We start from the raw sequence: 17,955 nt of genomic DNA on the forward strand, positions 1-17,955 counted from the left end.
CTTTTAATCCTATAACGGCAGACTTTTATAATGAAATAGCGGCTTTGGGCATATCTCTGGTTTTAGGGAAAATACTTATTTTTGACAGATCAGATATTCTTACTATTATTTCCAAAATAAACGGCATTGCACCTTTGTTTTTGGTCTTAAGTTTTTTTATATTTTCATGTATTATTTTTCTTACATGCAAGCTATTTGAAAACAAGGATTTATAATATTTTTGAGGAGTGTCCCCAAAAAGTTGATGTTTTTTCTTTATGCCATTGTCAAAGACCCGATCGGTGTATTATGTAAAAATATTGATTTTATGTTAGTATTAAGATATAATGCTTATATTATCTTATATTTTAATGGGGGGATTCACTATAAATCAAGAAGGAAATAAGCTAAGATGTATGGGTAGATTAGTATTTTGCTTTATTATAGCGGTTAGCTTTTTAACAAACGTGTTTGTTTGTGGAAAAGATGCTAAAGGAGTATATGTTGAAAAAGAATCATATTGTCGTACGATAACAAAACAGCAGGCTATTGATCGACTTATGCTGGCTGAAAATATAACGTTCACTAAGGCTGAAACCATTATAGAAAATACAAGAAATGGTTATAAAACAAATCAAGAAAGATTTGATATATATTATATGGAATTTATTATGTATCATAACTTCGGTGCAAATATAATTGTAGAAACTGGATGTATTTTGATTGTTTCACGTGATAAATCCGGGCATGAAATAATTCGTTCTATTTTATGTGAATGGGCCATGGCAGATGATACAGCATCCTATATCTGGAGAGGGGCATATTGCATATCAGAATTACAGGGAACAAACAAAGTTTATTTGAGGGCAAGAGGAGTAATTGAAGTTGCTGTAGATAAATCTTTGCCAGAAAGCATGAATTTTAGAAATGAACTTGAAAGTGTAGGTTTTGCATTATCTTCTTTTGTTGGAACGAAATATTATTATTATAAAATTGAATCTTGGGACACAAATTATTACCATCCATTCATATAACATGAGATATTAACTTAATTGCTCTGGGGTCATAAATTATTTTGCAAAATAATTTATGTTATCATGATGATTCCATATAATCTAAAGCTTATATGTATTTTCAAATTATGTGCAATAATATTTTAGAAAATTATGAAAAGGAGTATTTAATATTGTCATTAAAAGACAATAATTTTTAAACAAAATATAAGTTTAAATGTAAAAAATATATAATTTATATAATAATTAGTTGAAATTACATTAACTATACTATATAATGGGTACATTAAATTTTCAGGAGGTATTTATTATGAGAAAAACTAAAAATCTACTTAGAGGCATCGTTGGCTTAATATTATGCTTTTCTATGATCGCTAGCTTTTCAGTAAACGTATTTGCTTTTGAGAACAACACAAAAGAAACTAGTGGTAAAACGACTTCATATAGCCGTGTCGTTACAAAACAACAAGCTGTTGAACGAATTATGAAAGTTAGCAATGTGTCATCAAGCAAAGCGGAAACTATTTTAGCAGAAGCAGAAGCTATTGCAGAATCAGTAAAGGATGGAGATAGAATGTCTTTAATGGCTTCTGCAAGTACATACTATAAGGAATTTATTATAGAAAATGATTATGGTGCTGGTTTTACAGTAGAGGCCGGATGTTTGTTGCTTATAACACGCTATAGTTCAGGACATGAATATATTAGTTCAATTATAGACGATTGGACCATACCATCAGGTTCTGGAACTTATACTTGGGAAGAGGCATATTGCATATCAGAATTACAGGGATCAAGCAAAGTTTATTTGGGGGCAAGAGGGGTAATTGAAGTTGCTGTGAATACATCGACATCAGGAGGAATACAATTTAAAAATGAATTAGTAAGTGTAGGTTTTACAGTATCTACTTCAATTGGATCAACATATTACTGTAGAAAAGTAAAATCATGGGATGGCACCTATTACCATCCATTTATATAATAGTATTATAAGATGCACAAGGACGTCAGACCAATGTCATAGAGCTTAACTTACAGAATATTACATAGAGCGTTTTTTGTTAACTGGATATTTGCTTTTCCTCGAAGGCTCTCTTCGAGGAAAACTTTTATCTAGCCTTATTGGTATAAGTTTTTTGTGATGTTTTTCATTGCCTTATCAAATAGCATTGTTCGGATTTCCAAATCATCTTCATAAAAATTTTCTAATTAATATCTCCCTTTTAGTTGACTATATTTAACTTCTATTCCCTAATGTTTAAAATATAGAACCTTAAAATCCTAAGTAGTAAATTCCGCGTCCATGATATTTGTAACTAACTTCTCTATTTCCGTGTTGACAAAACAATATAGTGATTACAAAAATCGAACCACTATATTTTATGCGACTCTGCCTATTACCAGAAAAGATTACATTATCGAAAAGGCTGTTTTTTTAATAAGTACAATGATTGTTGGGGTAATCATTTTGCTTATACCATTGTTACCAAATCAGCATGGCGATAATACTCTTTATGTTTCACTTTTAATTTATATATGTGGAATTACGCTGTTGATTTCAGGGATTTATTTATTAATATCTTATGTTTTTAATCCTATAACGGCAGACTTTTATAATGAAATAGCGGCTTTGGGCATATCTCTGGTTTTAGGGAAAATACTTATTTTTGACAGATCAGATATTCTTACTATTATTTCCAAAATAAACGGCATTGCACCTTTGTTTTTGGTCTTAAGTTTTTTTATATTTTCATGTGTTATTTTTCTTACATGCAAGCTATTTGAAAACAAGAATTTATAATATCTTTGAGGAGTGTCCCCAAAAAAAGGGCGCCCCCGCCGCAATGCGTGGAACGCCTGCCTGCAAAAAGTGCGGGAGGCGCCTCCCAATATATACAACAGACTTGTTGTTATGTCAATTGTTTTATTAATATTTTTAGCGGCACATAAAAAGCCGGGCAGGTGTGCGCTTGTTTAGCACATTACTGCCCGGCCTCCGGTCAAATATATCTATCCGGCATTCCCTTTGTGTCAGTATTGAACCTCGACAGGGGTACGTGTTTTCGCAGACTCAAAAATTGACAGAATAGCAAGGGAGGTGTTTGCCGCATCGTAAATTGTCACCGGGAACTCGCTTCCGTCGATAATGCAGTCGACAAACCCGCGGATGCTTTCAAATGCAAAGCCCTTGGGCTTGCCGAAAACAGTATTCTGCACAATCACATCGGGGATGATTACCTTATTGTCGGTATACTGCTGTATAAGGTTATGGTTGCTTGCATCAATAGCAATCATCCCCTCCGTGCCCAGCAAATTGAACTTAATGTCATTTACGCACGGATTTGCGTTTGGAGTAATCCACCCGTTTTCCATCTGTGCTATGCCGCCGTTCCTGAATTCAATTGTTGTCAGGTATTCATCCACCGTATCAACATTCTTGGCTTTAAGTATTCCTTCGCGGCTCACACAATACACGCGCTTTACCTCATCCTTGAAAAACCAGCGCAGCGTATCTAAGCTATGGCTTCCCAGAAACCATAGAATAGAAGACTTTGCAGCCCATGGCAGCATGTCCGTCGCAACCCATTTTATATCATTGAGCCTCATGTAAGCGCTGTATACCTCTCCAAGCTCCCCTCTCTCCATAGCCTGATATGCCGCGTTAAACGGAGGGCTCCAACGATTGTGAAGATCGACCATGGCACGGACCCCGTTGGCCTCAACAGCCTCCACAATGCGAAAAACATCCTCACGCGTAGTGGCAAGCGGCTTTTCAATCAGTATATGCTTTTTGTGGTTCGCCGCAGCGACTGCAATATCGCCGTGGGCAAAATCAGGGGTAACAATTGCAACGGCATCACAGCCCGAATCCCGGAACATTTCATTATAGTCGTTATAAATCTTTTCTATACCAATTTTGCTGCCAAGCTCCTTTGCCTTGTCGTAGTTCATGTCGCAAATGGCTGATGCCTCGGCGAAGGGATGGGACTGATAAATTTTTGCATGGTTTTCTCCCCATATGCCCGCTCCAACAATGGCTATTTTAAGTTTAGAATTCATAGTAATCACTCCCGGCATTTTAATTAAGATATTTTATTCAGCATCAGCCCTTGACAGCCCCAAAGGTGAGACCGCGTATCATATGCTTTTGTACGCATACGGCAAAAATAAGCACCGGCATGACAGCAAGAACACCTGTCGCCGCCATTTCTCCCCATTTAACCCCGGAAACCGATAAATACATCATAACCGATGTGGGGACGGTTTTGCTGTTAATAGTAGTCAGGAAATTGGCAAAAACAAACTCATTCCATGAATTTATAATGCAAAAAATAGAGGTTGCTACCAGTCCCGGAGCCACCAGAGGCAAAATGATTTTAAAGAGAGTCTGCGTTCTGGTGCAGCCGTCAATAAAAGCCGACTCCTCAAGCTCTTTCGGCAGCTCCTCAATAAAGCCCCTCATCATCCATATTGTAAACGGTATGTTAAAGGTGGTGTAACAAATAATCAGCACCAGGCGGGTATCCAGCAAATTAAATAAGGAAGCCATCAAAAAATAAGGAATAACCACCGCCATTGCAGGAAGAAACTTCTGACTCAGTGCGAAAAAAGCCCTGTCCTCCCTTTTAGTCCACTCAAAGCGTGCAAAGCCGTATGCTGCAAGCCCCCCCAAAACCAGGGATACCAGAGTTGTGACTACTGCAACAACGATGCTGTTATAGAAATATACAAATATGTCATTTGTATTAATAATTTCAACGTAATTTTTCAATGTGGGTACCACAAACCAGTTTCCCGGTGTAAAAATATCCACCTTGTTTCGGAAGCTTACGGCAACCATCCACAAAAACGGGAATATTACTCCACAGCAGATAAGGAAGAGTGTTATGCCTTTTAATGTATTTTTTATCAATCTTATATATTTGGGATTCATCCTTCAATCCTCCTTGCGCTGCTGTCTGATTAGTATGCTGCTGATTGCGGTGACCAGAACAAGCAGCACAATAGCTATTGCCGCCGCCCTTCCGATTAATCCGTTCTGAGCATTTGCCATGCGGTAGATATGCAGGCTCAAAAATTCGGTTGCATTTCCAGGGCCGCCCTGAGTAAGAACATAAGCGGTGTCAAACAGCTTGAGAGAGTCTATGGCCCGGAAAAGCAAGGCGAGATATAGCAGCTTGTGCATCATGGGAATAGTAATCCTTGTAAGCTCCTGCCACGCACTTGCGCCGTCTATCGCGGCCGATTCGTACGGCTCATGCGGCATTGAACGCAGGCCGGCATAAACAATAAGCGTCACAAAGGGAGTGAACTGCCAGATATCTACCAGAAGCACCGACCAGAATGCCATATCGCCGGAAAGCCATGTTACTTTTACATTAAATAATAATTGCAAATAATAATTCAGGATTCCATACTCTGCGTTGAACATTAGTTTCCACATCTGTGCGGCAATTGAAGGCGTCGTCGCCAACGGAATTATTAAAATACCGATAACCAGTGCCTTTAGCTTGAACTCCCAGGAATTCAGGAGCATGGCAATTAAAAAGCCTACAATCATCTCAATTGCCGTAGCCAGAAGCATAAAGGCAAGGCTGATAAATACAGAATGCCAGAAATCCGGATCTGATCCCGAAAATAACCGTATGAAATTTTGCAGCCCAACAAATTTTGCCCTGCCAAAGTCCCATCCCAGCTGGTAATTGGTCAAGCTGATTATAAACAGAAATACTGTGGGGATAATGGACATTACAACCATTGTAAGCATGGCGGGAAAAATAAACTTTGTATGGGGATTACGGATCAGATAGCTATGGACAAGTCCATCTCCCGGTATTCCTTTTTTATTTTTTACGGATTTCATTTTTCTTTTTGCCTCCGTTCTAACGCCTTGGGCGAATTTTGCATCCCCCGCTCCCGGCAAGAGAGTTCCCTTTTCGGGAGCAAGAAACACACAACCTACTAACCTATTAAATCTTGAATATCCTTTTGCGATTTGTCACAGGCCTGCTGTACTGAGATATCCCCAGCCAGTGCAGCGCTTCCGTATGCCCCTGCAATCTCAAGAATCTGATTAATCTGATCGTGCTGGGGAATCCATGACAATCCCTTTTCAACCAGCCCATTTGCAGCAATGAGAGCTTCCTTTTGTGCGCCAAACGATGGGTTAAGAGCCGCAAGCTCCTGATTTTCAAAAACGGACTGTCTGGTGGCGATGCCTCCGGCCTTTACATAATCTACCGATCTTGGCTTGCCTGCCATAAAGGCTATGAAATCCCACGCTTCATCCTTATTTTGGGATTTCTGCGAAATACCGAGATTCCACCCGGCAAGCGCCGCACCGTCGCCGTCAGGGCCTGTTGGAGTAGGCACAAAGCCCACCTTGTCGGCAACCTTTGACGACTCAGGGTTTGTGATTTGGTTTGCCAATGCCGTTGCATCCAGCCACATAGCGCATTTCCCCGACATAAATGCCCCCAGCGCCTCCTCATGGGTATATGTTCCCACGTCCGGCGGAGCACATTTAAGCAAATTTACATAAAAATTAAGAGACTCAACCGTTTTTTGTGAATTTGCGGTAACCACTACCTTATTACTTCCGATTGTGGATTGGTCAATGAAGCCTCCCCCGAAATTGTACATCAGGCTCATCCAGCCAGATGCAAAATGGATTCCGCGCTGGGCTCTCATAGCAACACCATACAACCCGTCCTCTTTCTGGTTGAAAAACTGTGCCAGCTCAAGGAACTCGTCCATTGTTTTTGGCGGCTGCTTATTGTACTTTTTGAACAGATCGGTACGGTAAGCAACAAACCTCGTCTCTCCCGCTGTCGGTATTCCATAGTTCACTCCCCCCGCACCAGCTATTCCGTTTCTGTAAGCGGCCATAATGTCCTCGTAGTCAAACCACTTAGGCGTTTTTCCCGAATCCTCCGCATACTTCCCAATTGGCTCAAGCACATTTTTGGATGCATACTCGCTCATCCAGAATGCATCAACCATGAGTACATCATAGCTGCCCGCACCCTGAATATCGAGAAGCTGCTTGCTTTTGAGGTTTGTTTCCTCAACAACATCCCATCTAACCTTAATCCCTGTAAGCTTTGTGAAATCATCAGCCATTTTTCTGAATGCTTCAGTAGAAGGATGCGTAGCCATAGCGACGGTAATTTCCTTCCCCTCCGATTTGGCCTTCACTGCCGCACCCCATCCTTCCATAGTGGAAAGATCCTGAGTCTGTTCAGCAGACGATTGGGGCTGGGCGGACGACTGGCTTTTTTCAGGCGCTGTCTCCTGATTTGAACCGCATGCCGTCATACCTAAAATCATAACAATGCTTAAAACAATTACTGCAAATCTTTTACACATAGGCTCCCCCTCGCTTCTTTTGTTTTTTTGTTGGCTATAGGCTTGACACCCTTATTCCACTTTTATTATAGGTTGTTTTAAAACATATGTATTTGTATAAAATCACTTTCAATTTGCACTATTTTATAATGTAATTTGGGGAAGAAGAGGTTGTCACAAAAGAGAACGTGCCTTTACAGACTTTTCATATCCGGTGGGCGTCATACAGGTATGTTGCTTAAATATTCTGGAAAAATAATGTATGGAACTGAAATTCAGCATCTCAGCAATTTGAGTAAAGCTGTATTTCCCCTCGCTTATAAGGCGTTTGGCTTCGTTAACCTTTATTTTATTGAAATATTTGATAACTCCGCCTCCCGTGGCCTTCTTAAACAGCATTTCAATATAACTTTTAGAAAAGGAGAGGTGCATACAGATTTCATCGAGCGAAATTGAGCCGTAAACATTTTCTACAAGAAATGATATAACAGTATCTACAATATGCTGCTCGTTAAGCAGCTGAATTCTCGTTGTTGTGGAGGTGGACTGTCCCTCGCGGGCGGCACTGCGGGTAAGGCTTATAAGGAGCTGCTCAAGCTGTGTCTTCAGCATCTGCTCTGCTCCGAAAACAGTATTAGGCTTCTTTATCAACTCAGTCTGCTCCATAATATCAAACGGCTCGTTGAAAACAAGCCTTCCCTCACGGAGTATTCCCGCAATCAAATTCCTCTCGTCATTATTCAGCATAAGTATTTTGCGCTCAAAAAAGAGCATAGCCTGATTAAAGCAGTCAAAGCTTACAATAAAAACACTTGCAAAGCTTCCCGTCGCATAAATGTTGTGCAGCTCCCAAGGCCGGTGGAATATGGCCTGACCCTGCTGTAGAATGTGATGCTTGCCATCGGCCACGGCCTCAACCTCTCCGAAGTCCACATACACAATCTCCCAGAAATCATGCTCCTCGAATATTCCTTTAAAATCCTTTACATACTCAAAATAGTGCAAGGATATTATTTTATTAATTTCAAGCACACTGTTGAGAGGGGTTTTTACGTAGGCCCTTTCCACTGTTATGTCCTCCTGCCGAAAGCTTATATACTATTTTATCACATTTTTTATTTTGGTGCAGGGGACATGCACAAATGATAAGCGCAAAAAACCGGGCAACACCGCTATGCTATGTGACACGCGGTACTGCCCGGCTTTTTATATAAAATGAATGATACTGGATTTTTTTAAGGAGTGTCCCCATTCTTATTAAAACAAAAAGTACCTCTGCGCAAGGGACAGCTCCCTTGCCGGCTCGCAGTCTATCAGCCTGCCGTCGGCCCTGACCTCATAGGTCTTAGTGTTTATCTCTATCTGAGGCATGGCACTGTTGTGTATCATGTCCTTCTTTCCTATGCTCCTGCACCCCTGCACCGGAAGAAGCATCTTCCGAAGAGAAAGCCTCTGCGCTATCCCCCTGTTCAACGCCTCCTGCGACACAAAGGTTATGCTTGTGGCGTGTCTGGCCCTGCCATACGCCCCGAACATGTTTTTGTAGACTACAGGCTGCGGTGTGGGTATGGACGCGTTGGCATCCCCCATTTTTGCCGCTGCTATGAAGCCCCCCTTTATTATTGTCTCGGGCTTTGCACCAAACATTGCGGGAGTCCAAATTACCAGATCAGCAATTTTGCCTTTTTCTATTGAGCCTACATATTTTGATATGCCGTGCGTGATTGCAGGGTTTATTGTGTATTTAGCAATATACCTTTTCACCCTGAAATTGTCGTTGTCCCCGTCCTCCTTAAGCCTTCCCATCTGCTTCTTCATTTTGTCGGCGGCCTGCCAGGTTCTTGTTATTACCTCCCCTACCCTTCCCATGGCCTGAGAGTCCGACGTCATAATACTTATCGCTCCCATGTCATGGAGTATGTCCTCCGCCGCTATGGTCTTGGCACGTATCCTTGAATTTGCAAACGCCACGTCCTCAGGCACCTTGTTGTCCATGTGGTGGCATACCATGAGCATGTCAAGGTGCTCGTCTACGGTATTTACCGTAAACGGCATTGTGGGAGTAGTAGAGGAAGGAAGGATGTTGGGTGTTGATGTTACCCTTATTACGTCCGGGGCATGGCCTCCGCCTGCACCCTCCGAATGATAGGTGTGTATCGCCCTTCCGTTTATCGCTTTTATTGTATCCTCCACAAACCCCGCCTCGTTTATTGTGTCTGTGTGTATGGCAACCTGAAGGTCATATGCCTCAGCTATGCTAAGGCAGCTGTCTATGGCGGCGGGTGTGGTTCCCCAGTCCTCATGCAGCTTGAAGCCTATTACCCCCGCCTCCGCCTGCTCTGTAAGAGGCTTTGGAAAGGATGAGTTCCCCTTCCCCAGAAAGCCTATGTTCATCGGGAATTCCTCCGCCGACTCAAGCATTCTGTGTATGTTCCACGCACCCGGCGTGCAGGTTGTGGCAAAGCTTCCCTCGGCAGGCCCCGTTCCGCCTCCTACCATTGAGGTTATGCCGCTGTACAGCGCCGTCTCGATTTGCTGTGGGCTTATGAAATGGACATGTGTGTCCACTCCTCCTGCGGTGACTATCATGCCCTCCCCCGCAATGACCTCCGTTGAGGCACCTATTACAAGCTCAGCGTCCACACCGTCCATTATATACGGGTTTCCCGCCTTTCCTATTCCCGCTATCCTGCCATCCTTTATGCCTATGTCGGCCTTTACAATTCCCCAGTGATCTATTATAACTGCATTGGTAATCAAAAGATCAAGCGCACCCTCTCCTCCCGTTGCCGAGGGGCACTGTCCCATTCCATCCCTTATCGACTTGCCGCCGCCAAACTTGCATTCCTCTCCGTAAACGGTATAGTCCTTTTCTATTTCTATTATAAGGTCGGTATCGGCAAGCCTTACCCTGTCGCCTGCCGTCGGCCCGAACATTCCCGCGTATTCCCCTCCCGGTATCTTAAGACTCATAGCTCCTCACCTCCCTGAATAAAACCGTTTTGCACCGCTGCCTTATAGGCCCTCTTCCTGTCCTCCGCCTCTGTTACCCTTCCGCAGGTAAGCCCATTTAAGCCGTACACCGTTTTTTGACCCGCTATTTCCACCAGCATAACATCCTTTTCCTCTCCCGGCTCGAACCTGAGTCCCGTCCCGGATGCAATGTTCAGCCTCATTCCAAACGCCTTCTCCCTGTCAAACACAAGCTCTTTGTTGGCCTCAAAGAAGTGGAAGTGCGAGCCTATCTGTATAGGCCTGTCGGATTTGTTTACAACCGTCAGAACATCTGTCCGTCTGCCGATATTGCACTCTATTTCACTGTTTCTTATAATAAGCTCCCCCGGTATCATTCCTGCTCCCCCTTCCTTTTAATAGGGTTGTGAACCGTCACAAGCTTCGTGCCGTCAGGAAAGGTCGCCTCAACCTGTATTTCATGTATCATGCTGCCGATTCCCTCCATAACGTCGTCTGTTGAAAGTATGCTTGTTCCGTATTCCATGAGCTCGGCCACGCCCTTGCCGTCTCTCGCCCCTTCCATTATCTCAGCGCTTATAAGCGCCACGGCCTCAGGGTAGTTGAGCTTTAAGCCCCTCTCCCTTCTTTTTTTAGCCAGCTCCCCCGCAAAGTGAAGCATAAGCTTCTCAGTCTCCCTCGGAGTCAGGTGCATAAAATCATCTCCTTTTCTAAAATGTATATGTATATAAGTAACGATAAAGATTTTACATGGAGGATATAGTTTGATGGAAGAAATTTTTTTGACCCGTAAGGAATACATCTAAGAAAAGCGCCTGATGACATACCCGTGAGACATTTCCCCGCAAGGCGTCTTGAAGACTCTTAGAGTCTTACGTTGCTATTAAAATTTCTGTAATCAATTATATCCTCCATGTTTGTAAAATCTTTATCGCATCCTAAATAGCTATCTTTTGCTGTATTTTATGAGGGTCGGCATCCTGCGTCTCTCCCTCCATTACGACAGCTCCCTTATCCATTACATAAAAATAGTCCGACACCTCCAGCACAAAATCCAGATACTGCTCCACAATAACCATTGCCATGCTCTGCCTGCTTTTAAGCTTTTTTATTACCCTGCCTATCTCCTGTATAATTGAAGGCTGTATTCCCTCTGTAGGCTCATCGAGAAGAAGAAGCCCCGGCCGCGAGGCAAGCGCGCGGGCAATGGCAAGCTGCTGCTGCTGCCCTCCGCTCAAATCCCCTCCCTTTCTCTTTAGCATGGCCTTCAAAACGGGAAACAGCTCATATATTTCCTCGTCAATGCCTCCCCTGTTTTTATTCCTCTCAAGTCCGAGAAGCAGGTTTTCATATACCGTAAGCTGCGGAAATATGTCCCTGCCCTGAGGCACATAGCCTATTCCAAGCGATGCCCTCTTGTATGTCGGCAGCCTCCACAGCTCGGTGCTGTCAAGCGAAATACTGCCCGAGGGTGTCTTTACAAGCCCCATTATTCCCTTCAACAGAGTGGTCTTTCCAACACCATTCCTTCCAAGTATGCATACCACCTGTCCCTTGCCGCTTTTTATGCTTATATCCCTTATAACGGAGCTGTCTCCGTAGCTGGCACTCATGCTTTCTACACTCAGCACCTCACTCACCTCCCCGTCCAAGGTATACCTCTATTACCCTGGGATTTTTCTGCACATCCTCCATGCTTCCCTCGTCGAGCAGCGCCCCCTCGTGCAGCACTGTGACGGTGTCGGCACATTCCCTTACAAACTCCATGTCATGCTCAACCACCACAACGGAGCATTGGCTTGATATCTCCTTAAGAAGCCTGCCCGTCTTGTCAGTTTCCTGCCGACCCATTCCCGCCACCGGCTCGTCGAGAAGCATTATCCGCGGCTGCTGCACCAAAAGCATACCTATCTCCAGCCACTGCTTTTCACCGTGGGACAGAGCTCTTGGTGTGCGATACCTTTTTTCATACAGGCCTATGGTGTTCAGCACCTCCGATATCCTTTCGACCTGCTCCTTGGTTAGCTTAGAAAAAAGGGTGGAGTATATGGATCTCTTTTTCTCGGCAGCCAGTTCCATGTTTTCATAAATTGTTATTCCGTTGAATACAGAAGGCACCTGAAATTTTCTCCCTATCCCCAGTTCAACTATCTGGTGCTCAGACAGACGGGTCACATCACTTCCATTCTTTAAAAATATGCCTCCCGACGCAGGCCTAACTCTGCCGCATATGGCGTCCAGCAGTGTTGTCTTGCCCGCTCCGTTGGGGCCTATGAAAAAATGTATATCCCCCGCCCTTACGGAGGTATTAAGGCTGTTGACCGCCTTAAACCCATCAAAGCTCACCGTTAAATCCTTTATTTCCAAAACCTTTTCCATATGAAGCCACCTCCTTTACGCCTTTTCTGCTTTGAACAGCCTCAGGTTTCCCAATTTTGCTTTTGCGCTTCTGAAAACTCCCACAAGCCCCGACGGCATAAAAATTACAACAGCTATAAACGCCGCGCCTATGAAGTACGACCATATATCGGGGAAGCTCTCGCTTATCCCGCTTTTTAAAGAATTAACCAGTATTGCTCCTATTATTGCGCCTATCATTGTTCCCCTTCCGCCTATGGCAACCCATATAACCATTTCCACAGAAGGCACTATTCCCATTTCAGCAGGCGATATAATTCCCACCTGAGGCACGAATACCGCTCCTGCAAGCCCTGCCAAAGCAGCGGATATGCAGTATACAAAAACCTTGTACACCGCCGGATTGTACCCCGAGAACCTGGCCCTGTTTTCTCCGTCCCTTATTGCTATCAAAACCCTACCCGTACGCCTCGCCGTTATAAACCTGCAAAACACATATGCCCCCAGCAGCAGCGCCACAGCCACATAATATATTCCAAGCTTGGTAGAGGCGGAGGCTATGGGGAAGCCAAGTATCGTCTTAAAGTTGGTTATGCCGTTTGTTCCTCCTGTATAGGCCTGCTGACCCACAAACAGCACCACAAATATTATGGAAAGCGCTTGGGTAAGTATGGAAAAATACACGCCTCTTATTCTGTTTTTAAAGGTCAGGTATCCTATAATAAACGCCAGCACACACGGCAGAAGCATTGACATAACCACTGCAAACGGTGCGTTCGCAAAGGGCTTCCAGAACCACGGGAGGCTGTTCTGCCCGCTCCATGACATAAAATCCGGCAGCTTCCCTCCGCTGGCCTCAAGCTTAAGGTACATTGCCATGCAGTAAGCTCCCAGCCCAAAATAAACACCGTGCCCCAGGCTGAGTATCCCTGTATAGCCCCATATCAGGTCAATTCCAAGTGCGAGGATGGCATATGCAACAAATTTCCCCAGAAGGTTTATTCTGAAGTCCGACAGCAATAGAGGCGCAAGGCACAGCAGTAAAATCACGATGGCAATGGGTATGTTTTTTTTGGTGAGCAGGCCATTATACCCGATATTTGTATTCTCCATTTCTTTCCCTCCAGTCATTCATCCAATGCACGGCTGCTTATTGTGAAAAAGCCCTGCGGCTTCCACTGCAAAAACATAATTACTACTAAAAATACAATCACCTTGCCTAAGGATGCGTTTGTCAAAAACTCAAATGCTGTGTTCCCTATGCCTATAGAGCCTGCTCCCGCCACAGTTCCTATAATGCTTCCCGCCCCTCCCAGCACCACAACCATGAAGGTGTCCACTATATAGCCGGTGCCCAGCGTGGGGCCTATGGAGCCCAAGAGCGTAAGTGCGCAGCCCGCCACTCCGGCAAGGCCGGAGCCCAGTGCAAAGGTTATCGAGTCTATCATTCTGGTATTTATTCCAAGGCTCTGAGCCATGCTCCTGTTCTGCATAACGGCCCTTATTCTGCGTCCCCATGCCGTCCTGTATAAAAACCAGTAGACACCCAGTATGCACAGTGCGGCAAGAAATATTATAAACAGCCTTTTATACGGAAGCTGAAGCCCCTCTGTCAATACAAGCCCGCCGTTTAACCATGCCGGACTTTTGACATCTACATTGGGAGCCCCGAAAATGCTCCTTGCAAGCTGCTGCAGCACAAGGCTTACCCCCCATGTCGCAAGAAGGCTGTCAAGCGGCCGCCCGTACAGCCTTTTTATAACCGAAATCTCCAGAAGATACCCCACAGCCGCGGTTATAAGGAAGGCGCCCGGTATTGCCAGAATAAAATAAAGACCGAATACCGCACTTCCGTCAAGGGGCTTGAATACGCCCTGTATTATATATGTGGCGTATGCGCCTGTCATTATAAGCTCACCGTGCGCCATGTTTATGATCTTCATAAGCCCGAAGGTCACGGCAAGCCCCAGAGCGGCGAGCATAAGAATGGAGCTGACGCTTATTCCGTTAAATATCTGAAGCAGGTATGTTTCCATAATTCCCTTCACTCTCCAATATCCGTTTAAGAACCTGTTTAAAATCTATTCCGTAGGGGCAGACCTGCGTGTCTGCCCTGAATTAGGCACAGACACATAACATATAGAAATTCATTGCAAACACCAGGGCAGACACATAGGTCTGCCCCTACGGTTTCTATAATGCAATGAAAATTTTGAGCATAATGATATTAACATCATACCGTGGTATATAGTCCTTATTCGTTGCTGAGTCCCTTTGCCCAGTCATATGTTTTGAGGTACGGATCGGGTCTTACAGCCTCGCCCGTGCTCCATATCTCCTTTATCAGCCCGTCGCTCTGAACCTCTCCTATTCTTACAGGCTTCCACAGGTGCTGGTTCTCTCCCTCTATCTTCACAAGCCCTTCGGGTGCTTTGAATTCAAGCCCCTTAGCCGCTTCCTTAACCTTTTCTATATCGGTTGAGCCTGCCTTTTTGACAGCCTCCGCCCAGAGATAGACCTGTATGTACGCAGCCTCTATGGGGTCGTCGGTTACACGGTCTGCACCGTATTTTGCCTTGTACTTCTCTACAAACTCCTTATTCTCGGGGGTATCGGTAGTCTGGTAATAGTTCCATGACACAAGATGCCCCTGAATGTTGTCCGCTCCTATACCCCGTATTTCCTCCTCTGCCACGCTCACAGACAGCGTTGTCAAATCTCCCGCTGTAATTCCGGCGTCCTTAAGCTGCTTGAAGAAGGCCACATTGCTGTCGCCGTTAAGCGTATTGAACACAACGTCGGGCTTGGCAGATTTTATCTTGTTTACTATTGTACTGTAGTCGGTATGCCCCAGCGGGGTGTATTCCTCCGCCACCAGCTCTCCTCCCATTGCCTCGAGCTGTGCCTTTATTATCTTGTTTGCCGTTCTTGGGAACACATAATCGGAGCCTAAAAGGAAGAACTTCTTTCCCTTATTCTGAAGAAGCCATTCTACGGCAGGTACAATCTGCTGGTTGGGAGCGGCTCCCGAATAGAAAATATTCGGTGAGGACTCCATTCCCTCATACTGAACGGGATACCACAGCAATCCGTTGTTTTCCTCAAATACGGGAAGCACCGCCTTGCGGCTTGCAGACGTCCAGCACCCGAAAACGGTTGCTACCTTGTCATTCTGCAAAAGCTTCTTTGCCTTTTCCGCAAAGGTGGGCCAATCCGAAGCTCCGTCCTCTATAACAGGCTCAATCTTTTTCCCCAGAACTCCCCCTGCTGCGTTTATTTCCTCTATAGCCATCATTTCGGCATCCTTTACCGATACCTCGCTTATTGCCATTGTACCGCTAAGTGAATGAAGTATTCCCACCTTTATGGTGTCAGCCGAAGCGGCTCCTCCCTGAGCGGGAGTAGATGAGCTTTGCTGCTCTCCTCCTGCCGCTCCTCCTCCGCAGCCCGTCAACAGCATTGACACCGCAACAGCCGCAGATATTGTCCCTACAAATGCTTTTTTCCATTTTCTAATAATATTATTTTTCATTTTACATACATCCTTTCAATATTTTTAATATAAAACCCGCACTCCCCGGCCTTGGAAATCCGCATTTCCCACAGCCGCAAAACTTTTCACTCAAGGGCATTGCCTTTTTTTTAGAGAAGGAGGCAAACACCCTCTTTGTCTTAATTTAATTAACACATGTCCATGGCCATAAACGATATGCTTTTTACTCTCTTAAATGTCTTGCCCGCAGCCGGTGTATCTTAATGGCTGACTTTCTTTCGATAAAAAAACAGGTGCTATAAGCAATGCACACATTCAGTCTGTGAATGTGCATTATTTATAGCACCTGAGCTATATTAAGCTGATTCGTAACGTGGAATCAAGGTTAATTGTTATATTTATAATACAGGCAATCTTATATTATAAAAACATAAAAAAACAGTAATTTCACTATAAAAAAATGCAATGTTTGCATGTTTATCATGCAAGCTATGTGCTTTTGCAGAAGGGGCAAATGGGGTGTAGATAGAATGTTGCAGTGTTGAAATGCCTATAAATAAGGACGTGCGCGTATGCATTAAACAGTGGGCGCACACAATAGGATTTATCCGTTATCGGTTTTTATGCAGTATTGCTGGGCGATTCATGCAAACCCTGAAAAACCCCTCGTACGGAACACCCCCTGTGGTGTTCCGTACGAGTTTCTTCTGAATTCTATGGGGGTGCATCCGGCATACGCCTTGAATAGCCTGCAGAAGTAGTCGGGACTGCTGTAGCCCAGCTTTTCGCTTATTTCATAGTTTTTGTAGTCCCCCGCCTCTATTAGGTATTTTGCATGTTCCATCTTGATTTTTGTGACGTAGCTATTAAAATTATATCCCGTCTTTTTCTTAAAAAGCTTTCCCACGTAATCGCTTCTTAAATGCACCTCCTGCGATATTTTTTCAAGGCTTATGTCTTCCTCTACATGGCTCAATACATATTCGCAGGTTTTCTTTACTATGCTGTCGCTTTGATAAAGCTCATATTTTCTTACCACATCAAGCAGTCCCTGTATGCGGCGGACAAAGTCATTTTCCATCTGCTCAGGCGTCCGGGAGGCTGCATGTGCGTCATTGCTTTGTATTTTCTCGACCGTTCCAAGCCATGAGTGCGGGCCGTATATGGCATCGGAAATTCTGGTAAATAAGGTGCCGAGAATTCTTTCCATTTTAACATAGTCGCCCTTTAAAACAGCCGACAGCTCCTTAAACACCTCCCTCACATCCTCAACACATGTGTGATCTCCATGTGCCAGCTTTTCGACAAGCCTTTCCTCATGCCTTTTAGGGTAGAATACCTCCAGATTCTCCTCAAGCAGCCTTTTGTCCTCCTCACTTTTAATCCTCTGCTGTTTTTTGTCGTCAAGGTGCTTTGCCGCCCTGTCCAGTACCTCGCATAAGGCTTCCTGCTCCACGGGCTTTGTCATATAGTCAAAAACCCCCATGCGTATTCCCTGCTTGGCATAGCTGAAGTCGCTGTGAGTGCTGAGGAATATAACGCATAAATCAGGGTATAAGCTCCTTACCTCATTCATGAACTCTATTCCGTCCATGCCCGGCATTTTAATGTCGGTAATTATAAGGTCATATTCCTCTCCAGCATCGGCGCCCTCACCAAGCCTTTTTAAGCCCTCCTTTCCATCTGCCGCCTCGCCCGCTATATAAAAGCCGAAGCCTTCCCAGTTTTTAAATCTTTTCAGCATATATCTCACTGCTCTGTCATCATCAATAATCAGCACCCTATACATTT

Annotated in this window: 18 protein-coding genes; 4 read left to right on the forward strand and 14 right to left on the reverse strand. The window is 44.3% G+C overall.

Features of this window, described 5'->3' with window-relative positions; translation table 11 throughout:
• From DFR58_RS22215 to DFR58_RS14525, 4 genes are all read left to right on the forward strand, one after another.
• A partial coding sequence (locus tag DFR58_RS22215) for a hypothetical protein (RefSeq protein WP_207659241.1) occupies positions 1–215 on the forward strand: 215 nt, incomplete at its 5' end.
• A 180-nt stretch (positions 216–395) separates the two neighbouring features.
• Positions 396–1,013 (forward strand): hypothetical protein, encoded by a 618-nt coding sequence (locus DFR58_RS14515; RefSeq protein ID WP_114298574.1) that lies wholly within the window; start codon positions 396–398, stop codon positions 1,011–1,013.
• A 289-nt stretch (positions 1,014–1,302) separates the two neighbouring features.
• A complete protein-coding gene (locus tag DFR58_RS14520) occupies positions 1,303–1,974 on the forward strand; it encodes a hypothetical protein (RefSeq protein WP_114298575.1) in 672 nt (223 codons plus the stop codon).
• Between the two features lie 321 nt (positions 1,975–2,295).
• Positions 2,296–2,793 (forward strand): ABC-2 transporter permease, encoded by a 498-nt coding sequence (locus DFR58_RS14525; protein WP_278278816.1) that lies wholly within the window; start codon positions 2,296–2,298, stop codon positions 2,791–2,793.
• Positions 2,794–3,023: 230 nt separating this feature from the next.
• Here the strand turns inward: DFR58_RS14525 and DFR58_RS14530 are convergent, their stop codons facing one another.
• From DFR58_RS14530 to DFR58_RS14595, 14 genes are all read right to left on the reverse strand, one after another.
• Positions 3,024–4,052, reverse strand: a complete 1,029-nt coding sequence (locus DFR58_RS14530) for a Gfo/Idh/MocA family protein (RefSeq protein WP_114298576.1) — start codon at positions 4,050–4,052, stop codon at positions 3,024–3,026.
• Between the two features lie 43 nt (positions 4,053–4,095).
• Positions 4,096–4,926, reverse strand: coding sequence for a carbohydrate ABC transporter permease (locus DFR58_RS14535; protein WP_114298577.1), 831 nt, complete (start codon positions 4,924–4,926; stop codon positions 4,096–4,098).
• 3 nt (positions 4,927–4,929) lie between these two features.
• Positions 4,930–5,856: a carbohydrate ABC transporter permease gene (locus DFR58_RS14540; protein ID WP_147273184.1), complete on the reverse strand. Its 927-nt coding sequence runs from the start codon at positions 5,854–5,856 to the stop codon at positions 4,930–4,932.
• Positions 5,857–5,954: 98 nt separating this feature from the next.
• On the reverse strand, positions 5,955–7,361 hold the full coding sequence (locus DFR58_RS14545) for an ABC transporter substrate-binding protein (RefSeq protein ID WP_114298579.1): 1,407 nt from the start codon (positions 7,359–7,361) through the stop codon (positions 5,955–5,957).
• Positions 7,362–7,514: 153 nt separating this feature from the next.
• Entirely contained in the window at positions 7,515–8,408 is an 894-nt protein-coding gene (locus DFR58_RS14550) for an AraC family transcriptional regulator (RefSeq protein WP_114298580.1), read from the reverse strand.
• Between the two features lie 189 nt (positions 8,409–8,597).
• On the reverse strand, positions 8,598–10,313 hold the full coding sequence (gene ureC, locus DFR58_RS14555; protein WP_114298581.1) for an urease subunit alpha: 1,716 nt from the start codon (positions 10,311–10,313) through the stop codon (positions 8,598–8,600).
• Positions 10,310–10,690: an urease subunit beta gene (locus DFR58_RS14560; RefSeq protein WP_114298582.1), complete on the reverse strand. Its 381-nt coding sequence runs from the start codon at positions 10,688–10,690 to the stop codon at positions 10,310–10,312. The genes ureC and DFR58_RS14560 overlap by 4 nt, the downstream gene beginning before the upstream one ends.
• Positions 10,687–11,007 (reverse strand): urease subunit gamma, encoded by a 321-nt coding sequence (gene ureA, locus DFR58_RS14565; protein WP_114298583.1) that lies wholly within the window; start codon positions 11,005–11,007, stop codon positions 10,687–10,689. Before ureA ends, DFR58_RS14560 begins: the two co-directional genes overlap by 4 nt.
• Before the next feature lie 244 nt (positions 11,008–11,251).
• Positions 11,252–11,944, reverse strand: coding sequence for an urea ABC transporter ATP-binding subunit UrtE (gene urtE, locus DFR58_RS14570; protein WP_114298584.1), 693 nt, complete (start codon positions 11,942–11,944; stop codon positions 11,252–11,254).
• Between the two features lies 1 nt (position 11,945).
• On the reverse strand, positions 11,946–12,692 hold the full coding sequence (gene urtD / locus DFR58_RS14575; RefSeq protein WP_114298585.1) for an urea ABC transporter ATP-binding protein UrtD: 747 nt from the start codon (positions 12,690–12,692) through the stop codon (positions 11,946–11,948).
• Positions 12,693–12,707: 15 nt separating this feature from the next.
• The gene (gene urtC, locus DFR58_RS14580) at positions 12,708–13,784 is read right to left on the reverse strand and encodes an urea ABC transporter permease subunit UrtC (RefSeq protein ID WP_114298586.1); all 1,077 of its coding nucleotides are present in this window, start codon (positions 13,782–13,784) and stop codon (positions 12,708–12,710) included.
• Between the two features lie 14 nt (positions 13,785–13,798).
• The gene (urtB, locus tag DFR58_RS14585) at positions 13,799–14,707 is read right to left on the reverse strand and encodes an urea ABC transporter permease subunit UrtB (RefSeq protein ID WP_114298587.1); all 909 of its coding nucleotides are present in this window, start codon (positions 14,705–14,707) and stop codon (positions 13,799–13,801) included.
• 218 nt (positions 14,708–14,925) lie between these two features.
• Positions 14,926–16,203 carry an urea ABC transporter substrate-binding protein gene (urtA, locus tag DFR58_RS14590; protein WP_114298588.1) on the reverse strand — a complete coding sequence of 426 codons (1,278 nt, stop codon included), beginning with the start codon at positions 16,201–16,203 and terminating at the stop codon, positions 14,926–14,928.
• Between the two features lie 604 nt (positions 16,204–16,807).
• The gene (locus DFR58_RS14595; protein ID WP_114298589.1) at positions 16,808–17,953 is read right to left on the reverse strand and encodes a response regulator; all 1,146 of its coding nucleotides are present in this window, start codon (positions 17,951–17,953) and stop codon (positions 16,808–16,810) included.
• Positions 17,954–17,955 lie beyond the last annotated feature (2 nt).

This window comes from Anaerobacterium chartisolvens (genome assembly GCF_003337415.1).
GTDB lineage: Bacteria > Bacillota > Clostridia > Acetivibrionales > DSM-27016 > Anaerobacterium > Anaerobacterium chartisolvens.

Excerpts from the sequence above, each read along its gene's own strand:
- DFR58_RS14515 (WP_114298574.1), top strand. The coding sequence starts at position 396 with ATGGGTAGATTAGTATTTTGCTTTATTATAGCGGTTAGCTTTTTAACA.
- DFR58_RS14520 (WP_114298575.1), top strand. The coding sequence starts at position 1,303 with ATGAGAAAAACTAAAAATCTACTTAGAGGCATCGTTGGCTTAATATTA.
- DFR58_RS14525 (WP_278278816.1), top strand. The coding sequence starts at position 2,296 with ATGATATTTGTAACTAACTTCTCTATTTCCGTGTTGACAAAACAATAT.
- DFR58_RS14530 (WP_114298576.1), bottom strand. The coding sequence starts at position 4,052 with ATGAATTCTAAACTTAAAATAGCCATTGTTGGAGCGGGCATATGGGGA.
- DFR58_RS14535 (WP_114298577.1), bottom strand. The coding sequence starts at position 4,926 with ATGAATCCCAAATATATAAGATTGATAAAAAATACATTAAAAGGCATA.
- DFR58_RS14540 (WP_147273184.1), bottom strand. The coding sequence starts at position 5,856 with ATGAAATCCGTAAAAAATAAAAAAGGAATACCGGGAGATGGACTTGTC.
- DFR58_RS14545 (WP_114298579.1), bottom strand. The coding sequence starts at position 7,361 with ATGTGTAAAAGATTTGCAGTAATTGTTTTAAGCATTGTTATGATTTTA.
- ureC (WP_114298581.1), bottom strand. The coding sequence starts at position 10,313 with ATGAGTCTTAAGATACCGGGAGGGGAATACGCGGGAATGTTCGGGCCG.
- DFR58_RS14560 (WP_114298582.1), bottom strand. The coding sequence starts at position 10,690 with ATGATACCGGGGGAGCTTATTATAAGAAACAGTGAAATAGAGTGCAAT.
- ureA (WP_114298583.1), bottom strand. The coding sequence starts at position 11,007 with ATGCACCTGACTCCGAGGGAGACTGAGAAGCTTATGCTTCACTTTGCG.
- urtD (WP_114298585.1), bottom strand. The coding sequence starts at position 12,692 with ATGGAAAAGGTTTTGGAAATAAAGGATTTAACGGTGAGCTTTGATGGG.
- urtC (WP_114298586.1), bottom strand. The coding sequence starts at position 13,784 with ATGGAGAATACAAATATCGGGTATAATGGCCTGCTCACCAAAAAAAAC.
- urtB (WP_114298587.1), bottom strand. The coding sequence starts at position 14,707 with ATGGAAACATACCTGCTTCAGATATTTAACGGAATAAGCGTCAGCTCC.
- urtA (WP_114298588.1), bottom strand. The coding sequence starts at position 16,203 with ATGAAAAATAATATTATTAGAAAATGGAAAAAAGCATTTGTAGGGACA.
- DFR58_RS14595 (WP_114298589.1), bottom strand. The coding sequence starts at position 17,953 with ATGTATAGGGTGCTGATTATTGATGATGACAGAGCAGTGAGATATATG.